Origin of the sequence: Geotalea toluenoxydans JCM 15764 (genome assembly GCF_001311985.1) — a bacterium.
GTDB classification, from domain to species: Bacteria; Desulfobacterota; Desulfuromonadia; order Geobacterales; family Geobacteraceae; genus Geotalea; species Geotalea toluenoxydans.
Window position 1 is genome coordinate 95,393 of the sequence record NZ_BBCJ01000015.1, and the last position, 24,845, is coordinate 120,237.

Genomic DNA, 24,845 nt, shown 5'->3' on the forward strand with positions numbered 1-24,845 from the left:
AAAGATGCTGAAATCATTTGACGAACTCATTACCGCCGTACAGGAAAAACCGAGGAAGAAGATCGCCATCGTCAGTCCCGAGGGGTCGACGGTGATGAAACTGGTAAAGCAGGCCCTTGAGGCAAAACTCGCCGATTTTATCCTGGTGGGAGATGAAGAAAAAATAAAGACCATGTCTGCGGAGGCTGGCTTCGATGCCAACCTCATCAATATCATCAACATTACCGACCAGAAGGAAGCGGCCGAGGAAGCGGTGCGGCTGGTGGTGGTGGGAAGCGCCAACGCCATCATGAAGGGAAATCTCCCCACCGCCACCTTCATGCGGGCCATTCTCGACAAGCAGAAGGGCTTGAACGACAACAAGGTCATCAGCGAGATCACCATCTACGAGAAGATCGTCGATGCACCGGGAGGGGGCTTCCGTTTCATTACCGACTGTGCCATCAACGTGTCGCCGACCCTGGACGAGAAAAAGCAGATCATTGAAAACGCCGTCGGTCTGGCCCACAAGTTGGGCAACGAACTGCCCAAGGTGGCGGTCATCTCGGCGGTGGAGGTGGTCAATCCCGCCATGCCCGATACCATAGAGGCGGCGGCCCTGAGCAAGATGGCCGAGCGGGGGCAGATAGAAGGATGCCTCATCGAGGGCCCTCTGGCCTTCGACAACGCCATTTCGGTGGAGTCGGCCAAATACAAGAAGATCAAGGGGGAGGTGGCCGGTCAGGCGGACATCATCATGATGCCGAACCTGCTCTCGGCGAACCCCTTGCGCAAATGCCTGGTCTACTACACCCAGCAGCGGATCGCCACAGCGGTCATGGGGGCGAAGGCGCCCATTGTCCTCACTTCCCGCTCCGATTCGGCGGACACCATGCTGCTGACCATTGCTTTGGCGGCCTATATTTCCTGAGTTGCTCCATCATTGTTGTGGTGTGGTGGCGGGACACGACAGTGTTCCGCCTTTTTTTACGCTTCATTCGGAAGCTCAGTGGAGATAAACGGCAGTCGCGACATCGTCCGTTCGCTCTGTCGCCACAGCTGCGGACCTTGCGGTGCCGCCCATATAATGGGGCAGAACGCCAGAAGTGGCGGATCACCTCCGTTCAACATGCGGCGGGTGTCCGCTCGCCGCTGTGGCTCGTCACTCACTCCCGATGCCACGACTGCTTCCCAGGAAATGCCTGAAAGCTTTATATACATCTATGGCGATCTTGGTATCCGGCACAGTAACCGCTTGTAAATCCTTATCTTCTTGACGAATACATGGTATAACTATGTTCTGCGACGATCGACGCGAACACAGAGAAGGAGAAATGATTTATGCGGGTCAGTGAAATCATGCTGGCAACAAGGGTGCAGATTCGCCCCGGCGATACCATACGCAGAGCTGTGGAGCTGCTCCAGGCATCCCGGCTGAACGGGGTACCGGTGGTCGACGACCAGGGGAAGCTGATCGGCTATTTCTCCAAATCCCATCTCTACGATTGCCTCTTGCAGAGCGTCGATATCGATTCCACCATTGAAAAACACTATATACGGGAGGTGGTAAGCGCCTGCGAGGACACCACCTATGACAGTCTTGAGGCGCTCTCCCAATGGCTGCAATCATGCCGGGTGGGGCAGACCATCGTCGTCAACCGGGACAACGAGCCGATCGGCGTCGCGACCCAGGCGGGGACCGTCCTGGAGCTGCTGGATCGGACCGACTATCTTTTCCGGGAGCTGTCCGGGGTCATCGAGAACGTGCCGGCCGGCATCCTGGCCACCAGCGACACGGGCATGGTTACCATGGCTAACCAGTACGCCAAGAATATCCTCGGGGGGGTGCAGACCGGGCGCTACATCGGTGACTACCTGCAAGAGCTGGAAAGGGATTTTTCGCCCGTCACCAGCGGCAACTGGATGCTTCCCCGCAAGATCGAGCACAACGCCCTGAAACTCATTGCCACCGCCGTCCCCATATACCAGCATACGAAGAACAAGGGGATCATCTTCGTCGTTCAGGATATGACCGATGTGGAGGGGGTGGCCCATGAGCTGGAGACGGTCAAGGAGCTGAAAGTGACCCTGGAGACGGTCCTTGAGGTCGCCTACGAAGGGGTGGCGGTCCTGGATGAGGCGGGGATGATCACCTTGGTCAATGCCCGCTTCTGCAACAAGATCGGCAAGGCGAAAGACAATATTATCGGAGAGAATATCAACAGGTTCATTCCCCTGTCCGACAACCAGATGCCGCTCAGTGTGCTGGAAATAAATGCCAAGCCCTGTGTGGTGTCCACCCTGCCGATTACAAAGGAGGGTAACACCAAGGGTGTCGTGGTCAAGATATATGAGGATCTTGATAATCTGGCCGATATCGTCCAGCAGATCAACCGGATCAACATGCAGCTCAACTATTACAAGGACGAGCTCTACAAGGTGAACGGCACCAGCTACACCGTGGGGAGCATCGTCTGCCGGGACGAACGCATTGCCACCCTGAAATCCCAGGTGCTGCAGGTGGGCAGGAGCAATTCCACCGTGCTCATCACCGGCGAAAGCGGCACCGGCAAGGAGCTCTTTGCCCATTCCATCCACAATGCCTCCAACCGCCGCAAGGAACCCTTCATCAAGGTCAACTGCTCAGCCATCCCCGCCGAGCTTGCCGAAGCGGAGCTATTCGGTTACGAGGACGGGGCCTTCACCGGTGCCCGCCGGCAGGGGAAGCCGGGGAAGTTCGAGCTGGCCGACGGGGGGACGATCTTCCTGGACGAAATCGGCGACATGCCCCAGGCCCTGCAAAGCAAGCTTTTGCGGGTTATCCAGGACAAGGAGATCGAGCGGGTCGGCGGCGTCAAGGGCCGCAAGGTGGATGTGCGTATCATCGCTGCCACCAACCGGGACCTGAAGCGGATGGTGGCGGAAGGGATATTCCGGGAGGACCTCTATTTCCGCATCAACGTCGTCGAGCTGAAGATTCCCCCCCTGCGGGAGCGGCGCAGCGACATCCCGCTCCTTGCCGATACCTTTATCAGAAAATACAACAAGTTCCTGACCCGGCGCGTGGAGGGAATCGCCGAGGACGCCCTGGAGGCGCTGACCGGCTACGGTTGGCCCGGCAATATCAGAGAGCTGGAAAACATTATCGAACGGATGTTGAATTATCGGGAAAGCGGTCTGATCGAACTGCAGGACCTTCCCGAAGAGATCGTTGGCCGCCCAGGCGGCATGACGGCAAAGGCTACCCAGACCTTGGCAATCATGGAAATGGAGACGATCCAGGCCGCCCTGGCGGAGGCCGGAGGTAACAAGTCCAAAGCGGCGCGGCTCTTGGGTATCAGTCGCTCCAAGCTCTACGAAAAGCTCGGCAACGGCCAGTAGTTGTCCAACTGTCTTGTCCGGAAAACAGACAGGTGTCCGGATTCCGGACAATTGCCAAGACAAAGAACGCACCATCGTTTGATCCTGCCCCCATGTCTTCCCCGAAAACCACCGCAAATTCAACTAACTTTGCCGTGTCTTTACCTTTTGGTTAAATAAAACATCATTTGGCATAACCGTTGCTCTTACTCCGGTAAGCATCACCTCAAGCTGAACCCCTTGCCGATGCCGACACTATCCAGAGAAGGAGCACCTATGACTTCATCAAAGCAGGTATTAACCGACTGTACACTCTGTTATCACAGCTGCGGCACCACCGTTACCATTGAAGACGGCAAGGCGGTAAAGGTAGAAGGGCTGCCAGGGCACCCGATCAACTCCGACCAGCTCTGCCCCAAGGGTGAGGCGGCGCTGACTCATGTCTATTCCCCCAACCGCATCAAGACCCCTCTGAAAAAGGTGGATGGGCAGTTCGTGGAAATATCATGGGACCAGGCACTGGACGAGATCTCCGCCAAGCTGCTCAAGCTGAAAGAGGAGTTCGGCCCCAGCGTCCTTGGCGTGTTCAGCGGTTCCATCGGCGTCGAAAACCTGGAGATGGCCCAGCTCACCCAGCGCTTCAAGGCTGCTTTCGGCTCCCCCAATTTCTTCTCCGTGGAAAGCATCTGCTACCGCATGCGCATCCGTACCCGGCAGATCACCTTCGGCAAGTATCCCACTGAAGAGCTGGATTCCAAGCTCTATATCCTCTGGGGACATAACCCCGATGCCAGCGACTTCCCGCTGAAGCTGGCCCTGGAGCGGAATCTTGCCAAGGGTTCAAAACTGGTGGTCATCGACCCCCGGCGAACGCCACTGGCGGATCAGGCGGACATGTACCTGAAGATCCGTCCCGGCACCGATGGCGCCATGGCCATGGCCATGCTCCATGTGATCGTCAAGGAAGACCTGGTCGACCATGAGTTTGTCGACAAATTCACCATCGGCTTCGACAAGCTGGTACCCCATGTGGAGCCCTTTACCCCGGAATGGGCAGAGGAGATCACCTGGGTTCCAGCAGACAAAATACGAGAGCTGGCGCGGCTTTTCGCCACCACCAAGGGGGCTTCCATCTTCCAGGGGACCTGCACCCAGGACCAGACCGCCGGCGGCACCCAGAACAGCCGCGCCTTTTCCGTGCTACAGATCATCACCGGCAATATCAACGTCCCCGGCGGCTGGGTGATCAGCCCCCGCCCCCACTTCGGCAATGTGGGGCTCAACGTGGAGGGGGACCCCCTGGGTATGGACGAGTACCCGCTCTTCATCGAGGTCTGGGGGAGAAAGAGCCCCTACGGCGTCATCACCATGGTGCCGGAGGCGATCCCGGACAAGCTGAAGGCTTTCTATGTGGTCGGCGGTAACCCGTTGGTTTCCATGGCCGATTCCAATGCCTTCCGCGAGGCCTTCCGCCGCCTGGATCTCCTGGTGGTCCATGACATGTTCATGACCGAGACTGCCCAGGAAGCCCACTATGTGCTGCCTGCTTGTTCACACCTGGAAAAGTGGGGTCTGGCCTATACTTACAACGTTTGCCACTGTCTGCCCTATCTGATGCTGCGCAAGAAGTGCATCGAACCCATCGGCGAAAGCTGGTCGGAATGGAAGGTCTTCACCGAGTTGGCCAAGAGGCTCGGCATCGGCGACAAGTTCCCCTGGCAGAGTGAAGAAGAACTGATCCAGTTCGAACTGGGACCGACCGGCATTACCTTCGAGCAGATGCTCAACGACCAGCCGGAAGGGCTTTACTACGGCGAGAAAAAGTACGTGGTAAAGGACGGGATATTTGCCACCCCCTCAGGCAAGATCGAGATCTACAGCGATGCCCTGGCCCAGGTGGGAGCCAACCCACTGCCGGAGTACATCGAGCCTGAGCGCAGCCCCAAGAACAGCGATGCCAAGTACCTGAAAAAATATCCGTTGATCCTTTCCACCGGCCACCGCAACTACTACTACGTGCACAGCCAATTCCGCAGCATAGACGAGCTCAAGGCTGAGGCTCCTCACCCCGTAGCCGAAATGGGGTTGAAGACCGGCTCCACCTACGGTCTGGCCAGCGGCGACGATATCCTCATCGAGACCAACCGCGGCTCTATCAAGATGAAGGTGGCCCTGGACGAGCGGGTGGCGGAAGGCTGCATCTTTGTTCCCCATGGCTGGTCGGGGGAGGCCAATGCCAATCTGCTCACCGACACCGATTGCCGGGAAAAGATCCTCGGTTATCCCGACGTCAAGTCGCTGATGTGTTCGGTGCGCAAGCTTTCAGCTGCAGCCTGATCAGTATCTCCATTGGAGGAGGAGCCATGCATGCCCACAGACATCACAAGATAAGTACAGCAGGCCGGCTTGCCCGAGGGAAGATTACGGGCATAACCGGGGTCATCCTGGCGGGAGGGAAGTCAAGCCGCATGGGCTACAACAACAAGGCGTTCCTCCTTCACCGTGGAGGGCGGATGATCGAAGGGATCTACCGCACCCTGGCCGGACTCTTCGAGGAGGTGATCGTCGTCACCAACACGCCGCAGGTGTATTCATTCCTCCCCTGCCGGAAGGTGCCTGATCTTTATCCCGGCAAAGGGGTACTGGCAGGCATTCATGGGGCACTCAGCCAATGCAGTGGCGACGCGGTCTTTACAGTTGCCTGTGATATGCCCCATCTGAACCCGGAACTGATCCGGCACCTGGCCCGGCAGTACCGGGGTGTGGACCTGGTCATGCCCAAGAGCGCGGGCGGCTATGAACCCCTCCACGCCATTTATGGCAGAGGTTGCCTGCCGGCACTGGAAGAGCTCTTGCAGAAGGGGGAGCAGCGGGTTATCTCGCTGCTCCCCAAGGTCAGGGTGCGGGAGGTGGCGGCGGTGGAAGTGGCTCGGTTCGATCCCGAATTCTGCTCCTTCGCCAATATCAATACACCGGAGGATTATTACCGGTTGCGTCATGGTGAAAAGGACCCTTTGGGCCAGGGAAATAAGATGTTTTTGCAGTCGTCGTAACGGCCTTGATTTAGGGTAAGGCTGGCCACTACCATCTACAGGGGGGAGTATGCAGCTCAAGAATGTGAAAATCGGGAAAAGGCTGGCCTGTGGCTATGCCATATTTACCATCATCATATTGGTAATCTGCACGATCAGTTATATGAATATGCAGCACGTTGGTGCCATGGCGAACGAAATTACCAATATCAATTTCAGAAAGGCGATGTTGGCAAAATCCATACTGACCGACGTAATGGCGCTGAATAAAGAACAGACGCTTGCCATAGCCGAGAAGAATCCATCCCGCATGGCAAAAGTTGGGGAACAGAGAAAGCACTATCTGGTCGCCCTGGGAAAGCTTGAAAAACTGGAAACGGAGAAGGAGGGAAAAGCCCTTATAGCCAAGCTGAAGGCGGCTACAGTAATGGGCAAAGGCGGCAGCGGGAGGGTGGCCAAGGCAATTGAAGAGAACCGGTTCGATGAGGCGCTGGAGGTCTATAAAGGCCCTGTTACTCAGGCCACAATAAAAGTGGTGGAGGCGATCGAGGGGCTCATCACCTATCACGAAGCCGGTGTGCAGGCCAAATATGACGATATCCTGCATAACAACAGAAATATGAGCTTCATGTTCATCGTCATCGGCGCAGTCTCAATTGTCCTCTGCATACTCATAGCCCTGATCCTCACCAGGAGTATTACCATCTCCATCAAGAGGAATATCGATATCGCCCAGACTCTGGCAGAGGGGGATTTGACCGTTCAGGTGGAAGTAGACCGGAAGGATGAATTCGGCGAGGAGCTGACCGCTTTCCGGATAATGGTGGATAAATGGAAAAAGCTGCTTTCGGAAGTAAAGAATTCGGCGGCCAGTGTGGCCTCAGCCAGCCACAATCTGAGCGCCAGTGCCGAACAGATGTCCAGAGGCGCATCTGACCAGGTGGAAAAGACCATCCAGGTATCTACCGCCTCGGAGGAGATGTCCCAGGCTTCGCTGGATATAGCGAAAAACACCAACAACATTGCCGAATCGGCAAAGGCCATGGTGGCAACGGCGGAGAAAGGCAGTGCCATTGTCAATAAATCGGTGGTGGAAGTGAAAGAAATTGCCAAGACCGTACAGAGATCTGCCGATCTGTTGAAAGAGCTGGGCTCCCAGTCGGAAAAAATCGGGGAGATAATCAATGTCATCAACGACATCGCCGATCAGACCAACCTGCTGGCACTCAATGCCGCCATTGAGGCTGCCCGGGCGGGCGAGGCGGGCAGAGGTTTTGCCGTGGTGGCCGATGAGGTGAAAAAGCTGGCCGAGAGAACCGGTCACGCCACCAATGAGATCAGCGACATGATCACCTCAATAAAATCTGGGGTTGACAGAGCGGTCGAATCCATGGGCGAGGCCAGTGAAAAGGTGCAAACGGGGGTGGGGCTTTCCAACGAGGCAGGATCGGCTCTGAGCGATATTGTGGGGAGCTCCTCCGAGCTCCAACTCATGGTTCAGCAAATTGCCGCAGCCATAGAAGAGATGAACTCCACCACCGATGAGATCTCAAGAAATATGGAACAGGTAGCCTCAGTGACCAAGGAATCGTCCACTTCGGCGGAACAGGTCACCCAATCGGCTGTGGAGCTGAATAGCCTTTCCTTAAAGCTGGAAAGTTTCGTCAAGGAATTCAAACTGGAAATTGCAGCAACGTAAGTGAACAAGAGTAGTAAAGAGCAACAGGATCGGGGCAGGAACTGAAGGTAAATTCCTGCCCCTGTTTTTTGCGGAAAAGTTGTTAATGTTTCGCTGCTTTGGCGATGCCGTAACGGTGGTTTGCCGGTTCGCCGTTGGGTGCTAACAAACCAGCAACACCGTCCCTATTTTTTTCCTAACCTTGAAAATGGCATTTTACGCACGGCTGTTCTTGTACTTGTGTGCAAGTTTCGGCGTGACTAAGGTAACAGATTACGGTATACCAATAGAAACGCTATACTGTCGGAGGTGGCACGATGAACATCACCAAAGCGAAACTGGAAACCTTTCTCGAAGACCTTCCAGAGCAGGTCGATACGGAAGAAGTTATGTATCGACTATACCTCCTTGAAAAAATTGAGGCTGGTGAGGCCGACATTGCTGAAGGTCGCGTGCTCTCTCATGAAGAGGCTGTACAGAGGCTAACGCGCAAATGGCGACAGTAATCTGGTCTGAAAAATCGGTTTCAGACTTGGAAGAAATCTTCGATTACATCGCGATCGACTCTCCTTTTTATGCGCAGCATCAGGTCGAGAAAATCATAGCCTCTGTGGACCGCCTACATGCCTTTCCGACCTCGGGGCGACCTCTCCCTGAATTTCCCGCTTCTCATCTCCGTGAAGTCATCGTCGACCCTTACCGGGTCGTCTACCGCACCGCAGAATCAGGAATTTTCATCATCGCTGTTATCCATGGGAAAAGGCTCTTAAGGGAAGAGATATTGGCATAATCAATTCACACCCAACTGGTCCTTCCTTGTTTTCTTCTTTTGGGTCCAGGTTCCTGCAAATCACCTAATACAAAGCCTTGACCCGGAATCCCATTTGACCCAGATCCCACTACACGTGTGGTGTGATTCTTTAACCCTCCATTTTGACAACAAAAAATAAATCTGTCCCCTTTTCTTGTTTTCTTCTTCTGCAAAGATAAAAGCGAAAAAATTCTTTACACTACCCACAAGTTTTTGCTGACGAGCCATTTTTAGGTTGTAATCCAGATTACGTTTTGATAAATATAAAGCCTATTAATTATGACGATGCAATAACTCATGGTTGTCAGCTATACCATTAAAGGGAGGGTGCAATGAAAAAAATAATGTTAGTAGTCTTTTTTGCCTTGATCGCGTCGGTGTCTGCGGCCTTCGCAACGACAACCGAAGAATCCGATATTGTCAAGACAGTGGGAGATCTCGGAACCCATTCTAATGGGAACATTGGCTATTTTGGCGTGGTAGAGGGATTTAAAACACCAACTACATACAATGTCGTTTATGTTGATTTGACAACAGAGGGTGGGAAAGCCGCCTACCAACTGCTGCTCAATGCAAAGATACATAACCAGAAAATTCGCCGCATCATCTATGAGAATGATCCGACAAATCCAGATAATGTTTCAAAGTTGAAGCTTATTACACTGTGGTAGAGGAATAGTTAGATGCCAAGCTGACAGCCATGAGTTTAGTGTGAAGTAGAAACCCACGCACTAAGGGAGTGGTAATGTGGACTGGCTATGCCGGTCCTGAATAGGTATGGCTGAAGGGGAATTATTAGGGGTCGGGGAATTATTAGGGAATTATTAGGGGTCGCGTCTCCAAACCACAAATTTGGAATTTGGAGACGCGACCCTTCTTCTTTCGATTATCCATGGGAAAAGGCTCTTAAGGGAAGAGATGTTGGCATAATCAATTCACACCCAGCTGGACCTTTCTTGTTTTTCTTCTTTTGTTCCTAGGTCCAGGTTCCTGCAAATCACCAAATGCAAAGCCTTGACCTGGAATCCCATTTGACCCTGATCCCACTACACAAGTGTGCGGCGTGATTCATTAACCTCCATTTTGACAACAAAAAATGAATCTGACCCCTTTTCCTTGCTCTATGTTCGCCCCATGGGACAACATTGCCTCAAGTTTGCAATCCTGACCCCATATCCCCCCCAATTTTTAGGCAGAATACGGGGAGTGTCCCGAGTTTTCCCCGGTTGTAAGAGGATGGTGGCGTGGATCACGCTAATTGCATAATTGCAAGCTTGACACCATTGGTATGTGACACCATTGGTATGACCCCTTGCCTCAACTTTGCAAGTTTGCAATCCTGACCCCATACCTGACCCATACCTGACCAACGCTGAGATTGATAACCGAAAATAAATCTGTCCCCTTTTCTGTCCATTCTAATGTTCAATAACAGGAGGTTCTATCGCCTTTTTTTGAACAGACTTATGGTAGACTTTATCGAAACCCATCTCTGGATTACCGGTAGAGATAGCATTTTCATCCATTATTACATAATGTCCACCCTTATCCCTCCGCAGTTCATTCATAGGCATGTAGCCATTTTTGGTAAAAAGGGTCCTTTTAGCTCCAGACATGGAAATAAAGCCAGTAATGAAGTTCCCGCTTCTGGAGATGCCATGTGAATCTAGGTGACTTAAATTAACTAGAATTTTCCTCTTTTGATTATCAGAGGGTATATACCTAAAAAGGTCTTCACTTAGAACGGAAAAATTTTCCATTTCGCCAGGTTTGACGATTATTGTTTTGTTTACCGGGAAAATAATATCGCCTTTCGTGTCTGATCCTGGGTAAAGGAATATCATTGATTCCAAAGTTACCATTCCTGCCGTATTGCCTAAATTCACCGCAGCAAAAGGAAACTCTTGTTGAGTACCATCATACTTAGCTGGAATAATACGGAAAACAATATTGTCAGTTTTACGAGCCTGGAGGTAGGCGGATATCCCGGAGACAGCAAGTGCTATAATTGAAATTATCATTGTTATAGACTCATATATAGTGATCCGTCCTCTAGGTATCTTGCCCTTATATTTCAAATCATTCCCCCTATAAATCCACTCTCGCATCCAGTACAATCCAACGACAGGCCGTTATACTAAGGCAAAAAGGTGACAGTCTGGTTTTTAATGTAACTGATGGTAAAGTAGCCTGTTCCCTTTTCCCCCTCCAAGAGTTAGGAAGAACCGCCGTTCTCGGAGGTTTAGACAGCTTCACCGGCTTCTGCGTCCTTGCGAAGTTTGTACTTGAAGTGAGTTTTTGGGAAGAACGCCAGGAAAGCGCCATCAAAGATGCAACGTTCATCTATATTTTCGAAGAAGTCAAAATCATCCAGCCACTGCCGGAAAACATCTTGTTGTTGTAAGTTTTTGCTGTGCTTAGATATTGCATTATAGAAGGTCAGGCCAAGCTCATCATTGGACATTTGAGCCTGAATTAAGCCAATGTATTGACCTGCTATATCACGCCTCCCCTCAAAGCTAGTTATTATGTATTTGAAGATGTTATAGAGGTACCGAAAATAGTGTCCTAAATTATGTTCATGCTTTATGTAAAAATCTTCATATACTTTTACAATGGCATCCCTCTTGACTTCTGGTGCCAAAGGTATTTTATCTACAAATTGATACTGAGCTTTTAGAGTCTTATCCGCCTCGTGTAATTCCTTTTGTCTGTTATAAAGCTCAATTTTGTACTTTCCTTTAAGTATTTTGATTGCCAACCTTAAGTACACTGGCCCGTTGATTTCATCACCAGCTGCATCACTCCCTTCGCGTTCATAATAAGAGTCGCGTACTATCTCTCTGAGGGTGCTCAACATATTGAAAAATGTGTTCTCCACTTGGTAACGATGCGACTCTTCTTTGTCACGTTTATGTTGTTCAATCTGAAGATAAATTGTAACGGCGACTGCGATGAATCCAAACCCTGAGAAAAGCGCGTTAAATCCTCCGAACATATCCCCGAAGACTCCGCACTTAGCCATATTCTCCGATGGCCCAGAAAAGTACTTCTTAACTGTGAAGTAGTACAGAGCGAACATGATCAGGTAGACGGCGAGTGCGGAACCAAAGTATTCTTTAACTTTCTTAGAAACGTCCATTTCAGTGATTTCCCTATGTCTTCTTTGTCGTTGCAGCATCCCAACGCTAAAAATTCCCTTCCGGGGTTAAGTCTTGAAATTTTAGTTTTGCGGAAAAAAGTGATTTTTCAAGACTTGACCCCATAGACAGATGCAATTTCCCCGTCCCCAATTTCCCCCCCAATTTCCCCCAGCAAACAACGTCCCCTTTTCTGCCCCCAAGAAGCATTCAGAGATATTTTAGCCAAAGGAAGGGAAAAACGGCCCGAAAACTTCTCCCCACTTCTTAATTGCAGCTTCATGATTGCTGTTATGCTCGAACTCTCTTGCTTCAATTGCTTTGGTAAAATCAAGATAAGCTCTTGTTGATATTTTAAGCTTATCATCTCCCGATATAGTGTTTAAGTCTCCCTGGATACCTTTCGGGTCATTCACAGCAAAAAATACTGCGGTGTGTATATGATTTAAAATATTAACTATTTCTAAATCAACATATTTACTTGCTTTTGGACTTATATTCGAATTGTAGTAGTTAAGAATCATGTTTTCTAGTAGATAAGATGGCATCGACGGCATAGTAGGTCTTTTGTTCCAGTACTTTATTGCCCTAATAACATTTAGAATGTTTCCATCATGGAATTGATTTATTTGTGTCACTCGGTCTTTGTCTATACGAGGGTCAGTTTTCTTCCAATTACCTAGACCATCTGGTATTAGATAATAAGTTTTATTGAAATAATCAGGCTTTGTGAAGAAGGCAGGGACAATATCAAAAGTCCATGCATAAGATTTCAGGTCGAGTGTTGCTGCTTCTTGTTTTCTGTGGACCTCGGCTTTAGCATAATTGGGAACTGTACTCAGAGATGAGACAAATTTGTTAATAATCTTTTTGGAATTTATTGTGTTAGTTCCATCGTGGCAATATTTTAACAAGGTAGAAGCGGTATAAGGCACATTCATCTTAATGCCAGAAAAGTAGGTCTCTTCGTATAAACTTCCTTCAGCACTTAACACAATTATCAAATCGATGTCATCAAGTTCACGAATCTTAGTTTTTCTCGCAAAAGAACCAAAATCAATATCCATGTCAGAATAAAGCTTTGGAAAATCGGTAATCTTTCCACCGAAGCCATGGATTTGGTTAATCAGCCAATCATGACTTGCCCTAGCCAAAGTCGATTCGTCTCTATCTAAGTTTACGAAATTTGTCATGAAATAATTGAATGCAGAATCGACCGTTGTTGCCACAATTACCCTCCCTATTCAGCACCAGCATCCCATAGTTCGTTCAAACGTTTTTGCCTCAATTTCCATATTTTATCGGGGATGAGTGGCACGAAAGCCCTTGAAATGTGGTATTCGTTCCACAGCCTGAGTGCTTCAATTTCAGACAAGTCAGTATGTTTCTGTTTTAATTTTGCCGCTGTTTCTATTGTTTCAGCCTTCCGATGAAATTTTAAATATCCCATCATAAGTTTGAGTGAACCAATTGAAAACAAAACCATTATTGACGACATAACTATTTTTGATACCTTCGGGATATATGCAGCATCTATTTTCGAATTCAAAGAGACGAACAAGGCCATAAGGGACAAAAGACTGACGGCAATTATCATCACGAAGTAAATGGTGAACATAGTTTTTGAGAGATGTTTACTCCACCACGAGGATTCTTCAAGGTTTTTCATAGCTTTTTGAGCACCAAATTCACTGTTATCGGAAAAATAGGTATCATCTCTAAGTTGCCATTTATTTTGAAGCCGTTCCGGTACCCCAGTGAGAATTTCAGCTACCTCTTTTTTGATACCTGCCAACCAAACGAATCCGACAAATCTAGCTTTCGACGCAATGCCTCAGCCGATGACTTGTAATTATCTGAGATGAACTGAAATACTTCGGAACCGACAACTAGTAGAAATACCAAAATCGGTGCTATCAGCGGAGAAAACGCAGGGATGGAATCAGCAAAAAAGACTCCCGCAATGCCGACTAGGTAAACGGCTATTTTGCAGCCGATAGAACAATTAAAATTTATTTTAGCGATATTGTAAACTTCGGTACAAACGGTATCAGGATTTTTTGTCATACGAGTACTACTCCAATTATTTAATGGTTTAGAAGAGATAAAAGGGTCAGGAAGAGATAAAAGGGTCAGACCTCTGTCGGACTTAGGAATGAATCTGCTGCAAGAATAGCAGAACGGTCCATATTCCCGGAAATTTTCGACCAATAGGTCCACTATTCGTCTTCAAATTTCCGTAAATCTGTCCTCGACCTGCTATCCTCTCGCTACGATTCCCTAAGTCAGACAGACTCCTAGGGTTGTCCAACTCCTCACTCTTATTTCATCTCCGCTGGATGTCTCCTGGATTTGAGGTGCTTTTGATTGTCTCACTGGTCGGCGTTGGCGAAAGGAGATATTTGTCATCTCCTATTTTTATGCCAGGCCAAGAACAACCTGCGGCTGTGATCACACCTGTTAAGAGAACAAATCTTATAATGCATCGGAACAGAATTGACATGTGGTCTCCTCTAGAAGAATCAACGATATTTTGCCGCGGCTAATTTCTATTCCAGCGGTTCCGGCCCGGACCTCTGTTCATCGCCCTTTGTTTTATAAAAATTGCTCACATTCATACACCCCCTGAAGCGATAGTGTCAAGAAGTTCATTAGAGCAAGTTTTGCATCAGGAATTGTTCCGGGTGGATGGGTGAAAGGACGACGACAACGACCGAACGGAGCATTTCTCAGCAAGGCATCATATAGCACCCATAAAAGTAGATACATTGCATTTTCAATGGATTTATGTAAAATAGGATTTACAAAAATCAAGGAAACAGTATGGAAAACCTTTTCCGTGAACAGCAGAGGCTCATCGAGTCGGTAAGCCAGACCAAACGGTATATCTACGACCGGATTGACTGGAATGAACGCTGTATCGGCATCCTGGGAGCACGGGGCACCGGCAAGACGACCCTGATGCTCCAGTATGTCAGGGAGCGGTATGGTACGAGTGACAGAGCCTCTACATCTCCGTTGATAGTCCGTTCTTCCAGGCCCATGACCTATTCGAGTTCGCTCGCGAGTTCCATCAGCTTGGCGGAGAAGTGCTGCTGGTTGATGAGATCCACAAGTATCCCGACTGGTCTGGGCATGTAAAGGCTATCTATGATTCTCTTCCGGACCTGAGAGTTGTTTTCTCAGGATCAAGCCTTTTACAGATTACCAATCAGAAAGCTGACCTCTCCCGCCGTGCGATTATTTTCAACCTGCATGGCCTCTCGTTGCGGGAATATACTAACTTTGTCCACGGCAAAGACTACCCGGCTTATTCGTTGGAGGAGATTCTTTTCAATCATCAGGAAATTGCCGGCACTATCTGCAAAGACATCAAGCCTCTTCGGGAATTCAGGAACTATCTCCAGGGGGGCTACTATCCGTTCTTCCTGGAAGGTGAATCTTTCTATAAGCTCAAGGTCCGTGAGGTAATAAACCATATCCTTGAGGTTGATCTCCCTTTAGTCAACCGGATAGAACCCCGGCAGGTATCGAAGATTAAAAAACTACTGTATCTTCTGACAACGGGTGTACCCTTTGTTCCCAATATTGCCAAGCTGGCTGAGGCCACAGAGATCTCCCGCCCTCGCCTGTACGAGTACCTGGAGAAGTTGCAGGATGCCCGGTTGCTGAATCTGGTGAGATCTCAGGGAAGAGGCTATGCAGTTCTGACGAAGCCGGAAAAGATCCTGCTGGAGAATAGCAACCTGATGTATGCCATTGCGAACGAGGTAAATGCCGGGACGTTACGGGAACTATTCTTTGTCAATCAAGTCCGTAATTCCAGCACCATTCATCCGCAATTAATCGAAAGCACCGTTGAGTTGTCCGGCCAAGGCGACTTTGTCGTTAAGGGGCTGTACACATTCGAAATCGGTGGTAAGGGAAAAGGCTTCAAGCAGATTGGCGGCGTTATTGATAGTTTCGTGGTGGCAGATGATATTGAGGTTGGGTTCAAGAATAAGCTGCCGTTGTGGTTGTTCGGCTTCATGTACTAAAAAGAGTTCGTTTTCTGTAAACCGTCTCTATGATTGGGGCAGGAAGAAGAGAGGTTTCATAGTCATATGTTGTTTAAAGCGGTTGGCAAAAGGATAGGGCAGGATCTTAAATCGATCCTGCCCTTTTTAAGGTCAGCACTACCTGGTCAGTGCTTAGCTGCTTTTGCAACCCCATAGCCGGTCGTCTGGCGGACAAAGAGCTCTTCGAACATCTCCTCCTCACGCTTGTTGCGGAAGAGCAGGGTGGCAGCAATAGTGACCAGGAAGCCGATCGGCACCGAAACGATGCCCGGATTCTTCAGCGGGAAGAGCGGTGCATCAAGTCCCACCAGTGACGTGCCGTCCTTGTTCTTTTCGTAATCTGCCTTCGCCTTTTCCAACGTTTTCAGATCCTTATCCGACAGCACTGCCCCCTCGGCCTGCTTTTTCTCCAGGGTGACAACGATCTTCTGGGCATCGGCGGCGATCTTTTTCGGATAGGTCATGTTGGGCGACACCATCAATACCGCGATAGTGACGACAGTGCCGACCACCAGACCGGCGATAATGCCGGCGGAATTGAAACGTTTCCAGAACAGGGCGAAGAGCAGGACCGGAAAGTTGGCAGAGGCGACAACGGCCAGGGCCAGGCCCACCAGCTGGGCGATGTTCAGATTTTCACAGGCAATGCCGAGGACGATGGCGATGGCGCCGACAAAAAAGGAGGCGAACCTGGCAACCTTGATCTGCGTCCGCTGGTCTGCCTTGCCGCTTTTGATGACATTCACATAGAGGTCATGGGCGATGGCCGCCGATGAGGCCAGAACCAGCCCCGAGACTACTGCAGGATGGTGGCGAAGGCCACTGCACAGACAAAGGCCAGCAGCAGGTCTCCGACGACGGTTCCGGCGCCGCCACCCACATACTGGGCGATCATCAGCCCCGCCATATTCCCCCCCTTGTCCAGGGCGGTTATCTGCTGGGGTGTCACATAGAGAGCGGCGCCGAACCCCAGGAACGAAACCATGATCAGGAATGCGCCGATGAGGAACATGGAGACGACAACGCTCTTCCGTGCTTCCTTGGCGTTGGGGACGGTAAAAAAGCGCATCATCACATGGGGCAGTCCGGCGGCGCCCAATATCCAGGCCAGGCCAAGGGATATCTGGTCCAAAGGATTTTTGAAGAACAGTCCCAGCTCCAGGAACCGCTGGCCATAATCGAAACCGGGCTCGGCGGTGGCATGCTTCATTACCCCACGCACGTGGTCCTGAATGGCCTGGCTTGCGGCGACGCTGTCGAAGAATGTCAGCAGGTTAAAGCCGGATTTCCAGAGTATGGCGCCGCTCAGGATGGTACCGGTGAACATGAGGAGTGCGGCTTTTATGATCTGTACCCAGGTGGTGGCCTTCATTCCTCCCAGAGCCACATAAACAATGATCAGGCGCCGACGCCGATAATGGAAGCCTTGTAGGGGATGCCGAGCAGCAGTTGCATCAGTTTACCGGCGCCGACCATCTGTCCCAGCAGATAGAAGACGGAGACGACGACGGCAGAGAGGGACGCGACGGCACGAACTGTTTTCGATGAGGAGCGGAAGGCAAGGATGTCTCCCAAGGTATACTTGCCGGCATTGCGGCACGGTTCGGCAATGATGAGCAGGATGGTGAGGAAGCTGATGATGATCCCCACCGAGTACATGAAGCCATCGGGGCCGAAGAGGGACATGAGCCCGGTAATCCCCAGGAAGGTGGCCGCCGAGAGGAAGTCTCCGGCAATGGCCCAGCCATTCTGCATGCCGGATATTCCTCCGCCGGCAGCATAGTAATCGGCTGCAGTACTGGTGCTTTTAGAAGCCCAGACGACAATCCCTGCCGTAGCCGCGATAATCAGCAGGAACATGCTGATGGTGAACCCACGGTTGGTCTGCATCTTTTTCGGCATGGCGGCCGGGGCTTTGGAGGCCGTAGTAGCAGGATTGGCAAGGGGGGCGGCTGGCGCAAGAGCACTCGGCGCAGCCTGGGTAGAGACCGCAGCTCCGGTTCCAGCGCCGGACCTTGCCGGGGACTCTGCAGCAAGGGCCAGTGAACCGAAAGCGAGGGCGAAGACAACAGAAAGAAATACATTTCTCATTGGCCTTCCTCCTTGGTGATCAGATCCACCAGCTCTTTGGTAAGGGGGTCAAATTCATTGTTGGATTTGCGGGTGTAATAAATGGCGATGCCCCAAGCCAGTACGAACTGAAAGAGGCAAAACAGATAACCGAAATTGAGTCTGCCGATGATCCTGGTGTTGAAGAGTCCGGGTGCAGATATCGCACCGATCAGAACAAGGAAATACGAGGCTGCGCCCACCAGCCACAAGCCCACTAGAAACCGCATCTTAGCCCGGTGCAATTCCACGAATTTCGGGTGGTTGGCTACTGCTGCCCAATTGATTTTCATTTCCGTCACGTCATCCTCCTTGTTGTTACCTGCATCCCGCTGTTAAAATTGCGTCCGATTGTCCCCTGGGTTCTAAAAGCACAACACCTCCTTCTTCGTAGATCTGTCAGGTTCATCCGGGAATTTGTCAACGAACGGCAGTCGCGGCATCGTCCGTTTGCTCTGTCGCTACAGCTGCGGACCTTGCGGTGCCGTCCGTATAAAGGAGCACCATGCTTGAATTGCCGGTTGCCTCTCTGTTCCACATGCGGCGGGTGTCCGCTCGCCGCTGTAGCTCGTCGCTCTCTCCCGATGCCACGACTGCCTATCCAGGCGGTTCGTCGGCATTTTCAATTATCTTGATTCGAGTGCCTTTACCAGTCCGCGGATCATGGTGTTGTAGGGGGTAGCCATGCCGGCCTGGGCGCCGTATTCCACAATCTTGCCATTGATGTAGTCGACTTCGGTCCTGCGCCCCGCCTCAATGTCTTGAAGCATGGATGGTTTATGGTTGCCGGCGTTCTTGATGTAGTTGATGCAGTAAGGATAGAAGTCTGAACCTAGAACGAATTCGTTGGCTCTGGCCACGGCAACCCCCTCCTTGATCAGGGAGTCGACCAGGTTGAAGAGGATCGGGTCGATGATGATCTCGATCATGGTTTTGCCGGTAACGGCGCAGATGGCATTCATGCACGAGTTCATGACCGATTTGCGCCAGACCATATCGGTGATGCGGTCGGTGTGATGGGTGGTTAGGCCGCAGTCGGTCAGGGCATTGCAGATACCGATGGCCGCGTCCCTGGACTGGGGGTCAAGCTCCTGGAGAAAATGGGGACGGTGATGGAAGGCTATCCGCACATGGGCCGGGCTCAAAGGTACGCAGCCGTAATTGACCACCGCCCGCATCACCGATTGTCTGCCAAGGTGCTTGGCCAGATCCAGCTCGGTGTCGATCCCGTTCTGCCAGCTGACCACGTAGCGCCCTTCGGCGACAAAATTTTCCAGAGCAGAGGCAATCAGGGGAATGGCCGTGGCCTTGACCGTGACGAAGATGACATCGGGAGGGTCGTTGACGATGTCGTCGACGCTGGTGGTAACCTTGGCAACCCTGGCCTGCAGGGAATCAACCCCTTCCAGGATAATACCGGGGTTCAAGGCCGGCTCCAGGAGGCTCGGCACAACGTCACACAGTGTGACCTCGTATCCACCCTTGGCCAGAAAAGCGGCAACGATAGCCCCAACGGGGCCGGCGCCGATGACGGCGAATCTTTTTGGCGAATATGAATTGTTATCCTTCATGGCGTGACTCCTTGGATGAATAAAGCGGAAGCTAGACCGGGCGGGGACTTTCCACCATGCCGAATGCTTCCCAATCGAGGATCTTGATGCCGTTGTCCAGCATCAGCTCAATTGCCCGGTCGTTGTCGCTGAAACGGAAGATCATTACCGCTTTGCCCGATGAAGGGCCGGTACCGGCCAGGGCGTACATATATTCCACGTTGACCTGGTAATCGAGAAAGAGCTTGAGTACGTTGTTGGCCAGGCTGCCGGGGGTGTCATCGACCTCGATGGCGATGACATCGTCAACCCGCGCCGGCAGCTGCTTTTCCATGATCACCCGGCGGGCCTTGACCACATCCGAGACGAGGATGCGCAGCACGCCGAAGCCGGCAGTGTCGCAGATACTGAGGGAACGCAGGTTGAGCCCCGCATCCCCCAGGGCTTTCGTCGCCTCATAGAGACGGCCGGGGGAGTTTTCGAGAAAGACGGACAGTTGTTTGAGTTTCATGGAGATCTCCGTTCTTGAATGCTTCCACTGTTCAGCCCCCTGCTCGATTTGCTCGCTTCCCCCTACGGGGTAGGGGGGACAGAGGGGGGTCCTTTTATGTGCTCAGGCTGCCGCAGCCCCGCCGCGCAGGGCGGCCAGATTGACCTCCGCCCCCTTGTCGCGGGAGATTTCCCGGACAACTCCTTCGACGACAGTGGCGTCGATGGGGAGTCCCTTCATTACCGAACCGACCATGACCATGTTGACCGCCTTGGCGTTGCCCGCTTCTTTGGCAATCTGCAGGGCGTCGATACCGTGGGCATCGGGGCAGCCCTTGGCTATTTGCGTCTCCACGTCAGTGGGGTAGGTGGCCAGCCCCGAGGCAACCGTGCTGGGGTTGATGGTGACGTTGTTGTAGACCAGCTTGCCTTTCGGTTTGAGGTAGTGCAGGTGGCGAAGGGCCTCAAGGGGCTCGAAGGAGATGAGGATATCGGCAGTACCGGGCATGACCACCGGAGAATGAACCTGGTCGCCGATCCGGACGAAGGAAATGACGCTCCCTCCCCGCTGGGCCATGCCGTGGACCTCATTCTGTTTCACATCCATACTGCTGGCCAGGGCGCTTTCCGCCAGGACCTTGGAGGCCATGAGCACCCCCTGGCCGCCGACTCCGGCGATGACGATATTAAATACTTTCATTTTTTCCTCCGGTCCCGACCACTGACATGGCGTCGAATTTACATTGCTGGGAGCAGACACCGCAGCCGTTGCAGATATTGGGATCGATGGCGACCTTCGGCTTGTCGCCGGAAGCGGTCAGTCCCAGGGCGACGCACGAGACTTTGAGGCAGGCGCGGCAACCGGTGCATTTTTCTGCAGAAACGGTCACCAGCGGCTTTTTCACCCGATAGCGGAGGATGCAGGGATTTTTATCCACCAGGACGTACGGTCCTGGAGTTTCAAGCCCCTTTCTGATGGCGGCCTCGGTTGCCTGCAGGTCATAGGAATCGATCTCCACCACGTTGTCGATGCCGAGCACCTTGACCAGATCCACCATGTCCACTTGTTTGGCCGCCTCTCCCTGGAGCAGCCTGCCGGAGCCGGGATTCTCCTGGCCGCCGGTCATGCCGGTGGTGCGGTTGTCCATGATGATGACCAGGCGTTGCCGCCGTTGTAGGCCATGCTCAACAGGCCGGTGATGCCCGAGTGGAAGAAGGTGGAATCGCCGATGACCGCCACCGGTTTTTCTGTCCTGCCGGCAATCTCATTCACCTTGGCCATGCCGTGGGCGGCGCTGATGCTGGCTCCCATGCAGATGCAGGTATGCATGGCGCTCAGGGGGGGGAGGGCGCCCAGGGTATAGCAGCCGATGTCGCCGGAAACGAAGACCTTCAGCTTGCTGAGGATCGAGTAGAGGCCGCGGTGGGCACAACCGGGGCAGAAGGTGGGGGGGCGCTGGGGGAAGGTTCTCCACCGGCGCTGTGCTCACCGTAGTAACCGCTGCCCCTGCCGCGGCCCTGATAATGTCGGCATTAACCTCGCCGCACAGGGAGATCGATCCTTCCCCACATGGATCTCAATGCCCATGGCCCGGATCTGCTCCTCGAAGATGGCATCCATCTCCTCGACCACCATCAGGCGCTTGACCTTGCCGGCAAACTCCCGGATCTTTTTTTCCGGCAGCGGATGAACCAGCCCCAGTTTAAGGATGGAGGTATTGGGAAAAGCCTCCTTCACATGCTGGTAGGAAATGCCGGAGGTGATGATGCCCAGTTCCGTATCCCCCATCTCCACCCGGTTCAGGGGTGTTGTCTCTGCATATGCCTGCAGCTTGAGCAAGCGAGCCTCCACTTCCACATGCTTGAGCTTGCCGAAGTTGGGAAGCATGACGTATTTGGGGACATTTTTCACCCACTCGCCGACCTTCGGCTCGATTGCGCCTTTTGGTTCCACGATTCCCTTTGCATGGGAGATCCTGGTGGTGGTGCGCAGCATCACCGGCGAGTCGAACTGCTCGGAGAGCTCGAAACCTGCCCGGACAAAATCATAGGCTTCCTGGGAGTCTGCAGGATCCAGCATGGGGATCTTGGCGAACTTCGCATAGTTCCTGCTGTCCTGCTCGTTCTGGGATGAGTGCATCCCCGGATCGTCGGCGGCCATGAGAATCAAGCCGGCGTTGACACCGGTATAGGTCAGGGTCATCAGCGCATCGGCGGCCACATTGACCCCCACGTGCTTCATGGTGGCCAGGGACCTGCCGCCGGCAAGTGATGCACCGATGGCCGATTCGAGCCCGACCTTTTCATTGGGCGCCCACTCGCAGTAAACCTTGCCCAGGCGGGCCACCTCTTCCAGGGTTTCGGTGCTGGGCGTTCCGGGGTAGCCGGAGGCGAAGACCCCGCCCGAGTCTTGAAAGCTCAAGGCAATGGCCTCATTGCCGGAAATTATTTTCTTCATGGACGAATTATCCTTTCTGTGCTGGTGATCTGATCATTTCGGTCTGTTGTCTATGAACCGCTTGGCTTTGCCTTCACTGCGCGGGATGGTTCCGGGAGGCATCAGGGTAACCTTGACCGTAATGCCGACCACATCCTTGATATCCCGCACCAGATTCTTTTTCAGTTCCCGGGTCGCCAGGTCATCGCTGACCCTCTGGTTCTGGCTGATCATCATGGTCTCCGCCACATACTTGTATGCATGCTGATCGGTGACTTCAATCCTGACTTCCACCTCGTCCAGAGCACCATTACGCTCAACGACAACCAGGTAATGGGGGGTGACACCGGGGTGTTTGAGAATGATCGATTCGATCTGGGACGGGAAAAAGTTGACCCCCCGGATAATCAGCAGGTCATCGGTGCGGCCGACCAGCTTTTTCATCTTGATCAGGGTACGGCCACAGGCACAAGGCTCCTGGCTGAGGCTCGTCAGGTCGCGGGTCCGGTAACGGAAGAGCGGCTGTCCCTCATTGGCGATGGTAGTGAAGACCAGCTCCCCCTCTTCGCCCAAGGGCAGCACTTCACCGGTCTCCGGGTTGATGATCTCGGGATAGAAATAGTCTTCATTGATATGAAGGCCGTTGCGGGCTTCGTGACATTCGCAGGCCACACCCGGGCCGATGATCTCGGACAGCCCGTAAATATCACAAGCCTTGATGCCGAAATCTTCCTGGATCTTGTCGCGCATGGAGTCGGTCCAGAATTCGGCGCCGAGCACGGCCGTTCTCAGCTTGAGCTTCTTGAAATCAACCCCCATCTCGGTTCCCACTTCCTGGACATGCATGAGAAAGGAGGGGGTAACCGTCAAGGCGGTGGTGCCGAAATCCTGCATGAGCATGATCTGCTTTTGGGTGTTGCCACCGGAGATGGGGATGACGGCAGCCCCGATCTTGATGCCTCCGTAATGTGCTCCCAGTCCGCCGGTAAAAAGGCCGTAACCATAGATATTTTGTAGGACATCGGTCTTGGTGATGCCGGCACTTGTCAGGCAGCGGGCCATGACCTCGGACCAGGTATCCAGATCGTTGCGGGTGTAGCCGACGATGATTGGTTTGCCGGTGGTTCCCGAGGTGGCATGGTATTCGACGACGTCCTCCTGTTTGGCGGTGAAGAGGTTGAATGGGTAGTTGTCGCGGATATCATCCTTGACGGTAAAAGGGAGTCTCCTGATATCGTCCAGGGTTTTGATATCGGCAGGTTTTACTCCGTTTTCGTCGAGTCTTTTCCGGTAAACCGGATTTTTGTCATAGACACGGCTGACAGTTTGCTGCAGCCGCCCCAGCTGGATACTCTTCATTTCGCTACGACTGCTGGTCTCAACATGGTTCCAGATCATGGTCTCACCCTCGTTTCTTGTGTGGGATCAATTCAGGGTACGGCATATGGTTCCACCGCGACCGCTGCCGCGACTTCGTCCGCTCGTTCGGTCGCCGCAGCTGCGGACCTTGCACCGTCTCTCAATTCAATAGCCTGATAGCTTGCTTCTGCCCAGAATGCTCCGTTCTGTCTCCGGCGGGTGTCTGCTCGCCGCTGCGGCTCGGTCACTTACTCCCGAAGCCACGTCATCGGCCACTGAAGCAGCTCACCTCTCCTCCGAATAATCATAGAAGCCCCGGCCGGCCTTGCGTCCCACGTAGCCTGCCTTGATCATGTTCCTGAGCAGCCCCGGAGCGGCGAAGCGCTCCTGCTTCATGTATTCATGGAAGATATTGATGACGTGATAGCCGATGTCCACCCCGGCGAAATCCTGGAACTCCAGGGGCCCCATGGGCATGTTACAGCCGAGCTTCATGGCGGTGTCGATGTCCTCTGCCGATGCCACCCCTTCCTCAAGGAGCCTGACCGCATCGATGATGTAAGGGACAAAGAGGCGGTTGACGACGAAGCCGGGGGTGTCCTTGCAGGTGATGGCGGTCTTGCCGATCTTCTTTGCCATCTCCAGGGCCAGATCCTTGGTGGCCGGTGCCGTCTGCAGGGCCGGGATCACTTCTACCAGTTTCATCACCGGCACCGGGTTGAAGAAGTGCATGCCGATGAAGTTGGCCGGGTTCTTCACCAGGGCCGCCATCTCGGTGATGGAGATGGAGGAAGTATTGGTGGCGTAGATGGTGTCGGCGTCGCAGACGGCATCAAGCTTGTT

General features: G+C 52.5%; 21 protein-coding genes and 2 pseudogenes. 10 read left to right on the forward strand and 13 right to left on the reverse strand.

What is annotated here, in order from left to right; genetic code table 11:
* Positions 1-4 precede the first annotated feature (4 nt).
* The 9 genes from JCM15764_RS11460 to JCM15764_RS11495 all read left to right on the forward strand — a co-directional run bounded on the left by JCM15764_RS11460 (position 5) and on the right by JCM15764_RS11495 (position 9,531).
* Positions 5-910, forward strand: coding sequence for a bifunctional enoyl-CoA hydratase/phosphate acetyltransferase (locus tag JCM15764_RS11460; RefSeq protein WP_054695763.1), 906 nt, complete (start codon positions 5-7; stop codon positions 908-910).
* A gap of 78 nt (positions 911-988) precedes the next feature.
* Complete coding sequence (locus JCM15764_RS23180; protein WP_243688818.1) at positions 989-1,240, forward strand: hypothetical protein; 252 nt, start codon at positions 989-991, stop codon at positions 1,238-1,240.
* Between the two features lie 80 nt (positions 1,241-1,320).
* Positions 1,321-3,360, forward strand: a complete 2,040-nt coding sequence (locus JCM15764_RS11465; protein WP_054695767.1) for a sigma 54-interacting transcriptional regulator — start codon at positions 1,321-1,323, stop codon at positions 3,358-3,360.
* Between the two features lie 255 nt (positions 3,361-3,615).
* Entirely contained in the window at positions 3,616-5,676 is a 2,061-nt protein-coding gene (locus JCM15764_RS11470) for a molybdopterin-containing oxidoreductase family protein (RefSeq protein ID WP_054695770.1), read from the forward strand.
* A 26-nt stretch (positions 5,677-5,702) separates the two neighbouring features.
* A complete protein-coding gene (mobA, locus tag JCM15764_RS11475; RefSeq protein WP_054695774.1) occupies positions 5,703-6,392 on the forward strand; it encodes a molybdenum cofactor guanylyltransferase in 690 nt (229 codons plus the stop codon).
* A gap of 49 nt (positions 6,393-6,441) precedes the next feature.
* Positions 6,442-8,070 carry a methyl-accepting chemotaxis protein gene (locus JCM15764_RS11480; RefSeq protein WP_054695777.1) on the forward strand — a complete coding sequence of 543 codons (1,629 nt, stop codon included), beginning with the start codon at positions 6,442-6,444 and terminating at the stop codon, positions 8,068-8,070.
* 296 nt (positions 8,071-8,366) lie between these two features.
* Positions 8,367-8,555 carry a hypothetical protein gene (locus tag JCM15764_RS11485; protein WP_054695780.1) on the forward strand — a complete coding sequence of 63 codons (189 nt, stop codon included), beginning with the start codon at positions 8,367-8,369 and terminating at the stop codon, positions 8,553-8,555.
* On the forward strand, positions 8,543-8,839 hold the full coding sequence (locus JCM15764_RS11490; protein ID WP_054695782.1) for a type II toxin-antitoxin system RelE/ParE family toxin: 297 nt from the start codon (positions 8,543-8,545) through the stop codon (positions 8,837-8,839). Before JCM15764_RS11485 ends, JCM15764_RS11490 begins: the two co-directional genes overlap by 13 nt.
* Positions 8,840-9,192: 353 nt before the next feature.
* On the forward strand, positions 9,193-9,531 hold the full coding sequence (locus tag JCM15764_RS11495; protein ID WP_054695786.1) for a hypothetical protein: 339 nt from the start codon (positions 9,193-9,195) through the stop codon (positions 9,529-9,531).
* A gap of 747 nt (positions 9,532-10,278) precedes the next feature.
* Here JCM15764_RS11495 and JCM15764_RS11500 read toward each other — a convergent pair.
* The 4 genes from JCM15764_RS11500 to JCM15764_RS11515 form a co-directional block, all read right to left on the reverse strand.
* Positions 10,279-10,938 carry a hypothetical protein gene (locus tag JCM15764_RS11500; RefSeq protein ID WP_054695789.1) on the reverse strand — a complete coding sequence of 220 codons (660 nt, stop codon included), beginning with the start codon at positions 10,936-10,938 and terminating at the stop codon, positions 10,279-10,281.
* A 164-nt stretch (positions 10,939-11,102) separates the two neighbouring features.
* Positions 11,103-12,002, reverse strand: coding sequence for a putative phage abortive infection protein (locus JCM15764_RS11505; RefSeq protein ID WP_054695792.1), 900 nt, complete (start codon positions 12,000-12,002; stop codon positions 11,103-11,105).
* A 219-nt stretch (positions 12,003-12,221) separates the two neighbouring features.
* Positions 12,222-13,229 carry a hypothetical protein gene (locus JCM15764_RS11510; RefSeq protein ID WP_054695795.1) on the reverse strand — a complete coding sequence of 336 codons (1,008 nt, stop codon included), beginning with the start codon at positions 13,227-13,229 and terminating at the stop codon, positions 12,222-12,224.
* 11 nt (positions 13,230-13,240) lie between these two features.
* Positions 13,241-13,795 carry a hypothetical protein gene (locus JCM15764_RS11515; RefSeq protein WP_054695798.1) on the reverse strand — a complete coding sequence of 185 codons (555 nt, stop codon included), beginning with the start codon at positions 13,793-13,795 and terminating at the stop codon, positions 13,241-13,243.
* 1,216 nt (positions 13,796-15,011) lie between these two features.
* On the opposite strand from JCM15764_RS11515, the gene JCM15764_RS11525 reads away from it, so the two are divergent.
* A complete protein-coding gene (locus tag JCM15764_RS11525; protein WP_243688826.1) occupies positions 15,012-16,037 on the forward strand; it encodes an AAA family ATPase in 1,026 nt (341 codons plus the stop codon).
* Between the two features lie 146 nt (positions 16,038-16,183).
* Here JCM15764_RS11525 and JCM15764_RS11530 read toward each other — a convergent pair.
* The 9 genes and pseudogenes from JCM15764_RS11530 to JCM15764_RS11565 all read right to left on the reverse strand — a co-directional run.
* A pseudogene (locus tag JCM15764_RS11530) lies at positions 16,184-18,149 on the reverse strand (solute symporter family protein).
* On the reverse strand, positions 18,146-18,460 hold the full coding sequence (locus JCM15764_RS11535) for a DUF485 domain-containing protein (RefSeq protein WP_439645290.1): 315 nt from the start codon (positions 18,458-18,460) through the stop codon (positions 18,146-18,148). The pseudogene JCM15764_RS11530 and the gene JCM15764_RS11535 overlap by 4 nt, the downstream one beginning before the upstream one ends.
* Positions 18,461-18,587: 127 nt before the next feature.
* Complete coding sequence (locus JCM15764_RS23185) at positions 18,588-18,758, reverse strand: hypothetical protein (RefSeq protein ID WP_243688819.1); 171 nt, start codon at positions 18,756-18,758, stop codon at positions 18,588-18,590.
* A 35-nt stretch (positions 18,759-18,793) separates the two neighbouring features.
* Positions 18,794-19,738 carry a ketopantoate reductase family protein gene (locus JCM15764_RS11540; protein WP_054695811.1) on the reverse strand — a complete coding sequence of 315 codons (945 nt, stop codon included), beginning with the start codon at positions 19,736-19,738 and terminating at the stop codon, positions 18,794-18,796.
* A gap of 31 nt (positions 19,739-19,769) precedes the next feature.
* Positions 19,770-20,228, reverse strand: coding sequence for an ACT domain-containing protein (locus JCM15764_RS11545; RefSeq protein WP_054695814.1), 459 nt, complete (start codon positions 20,226-20,228; stop codon positions 19,770-19,772).
* A 102-nt stretch (positions 20,229-20,330) separates the two neighbouring features.
* The gene (locus tag JCM15764_RS11550; protein ID WP_054695817.1) at positions 20,331-20,906 is read right to left on the reverse strand and encodes an indolepyruvate oxidoreductase subunit beta; all 576 of its coding nucleotides are present in this window, start codon (positions 20,904-20,906) and stop codon (positions 20,331-20,333) included.
* Positions 20,893-22,664 (reverse strand): annotated as a pseudogene (locus tag JCM15764_RS28295) (thiamine pyrophosphate-dependent enzyme). Before JCM15764_RS28295 ends, JCM15764_RS11550 begins: the two are co-directional and overlap by 14 nt.
* Positions 22,665-22,697: 33 nt before the next feature.
* The gene (locus tag JCM15764_RS11560) at positions 22,698-24,041 is read right to left on the reverse strand and encodes a phenylacetate--CoA ligase family protein (RefSeq protein ID WP_054695820.1); all 1,344 of its coding nucleotides are present in this window, start codon (positions 24,039-24,041) and stop codon (positions 22,698-22,700) included.
* Positions 24,042-24,287: 246 nt separating this feature from the next.
* A partial coding sequence (locus JCM15764_RS11565) for a 3-hydroxyacyl-CoA dehydrogenase family protein (RefSeq protein ID WP_243688822.1) occupies positions 24,288-24,845 on the reverse strand: 558 nt, incomplete at its 5' end.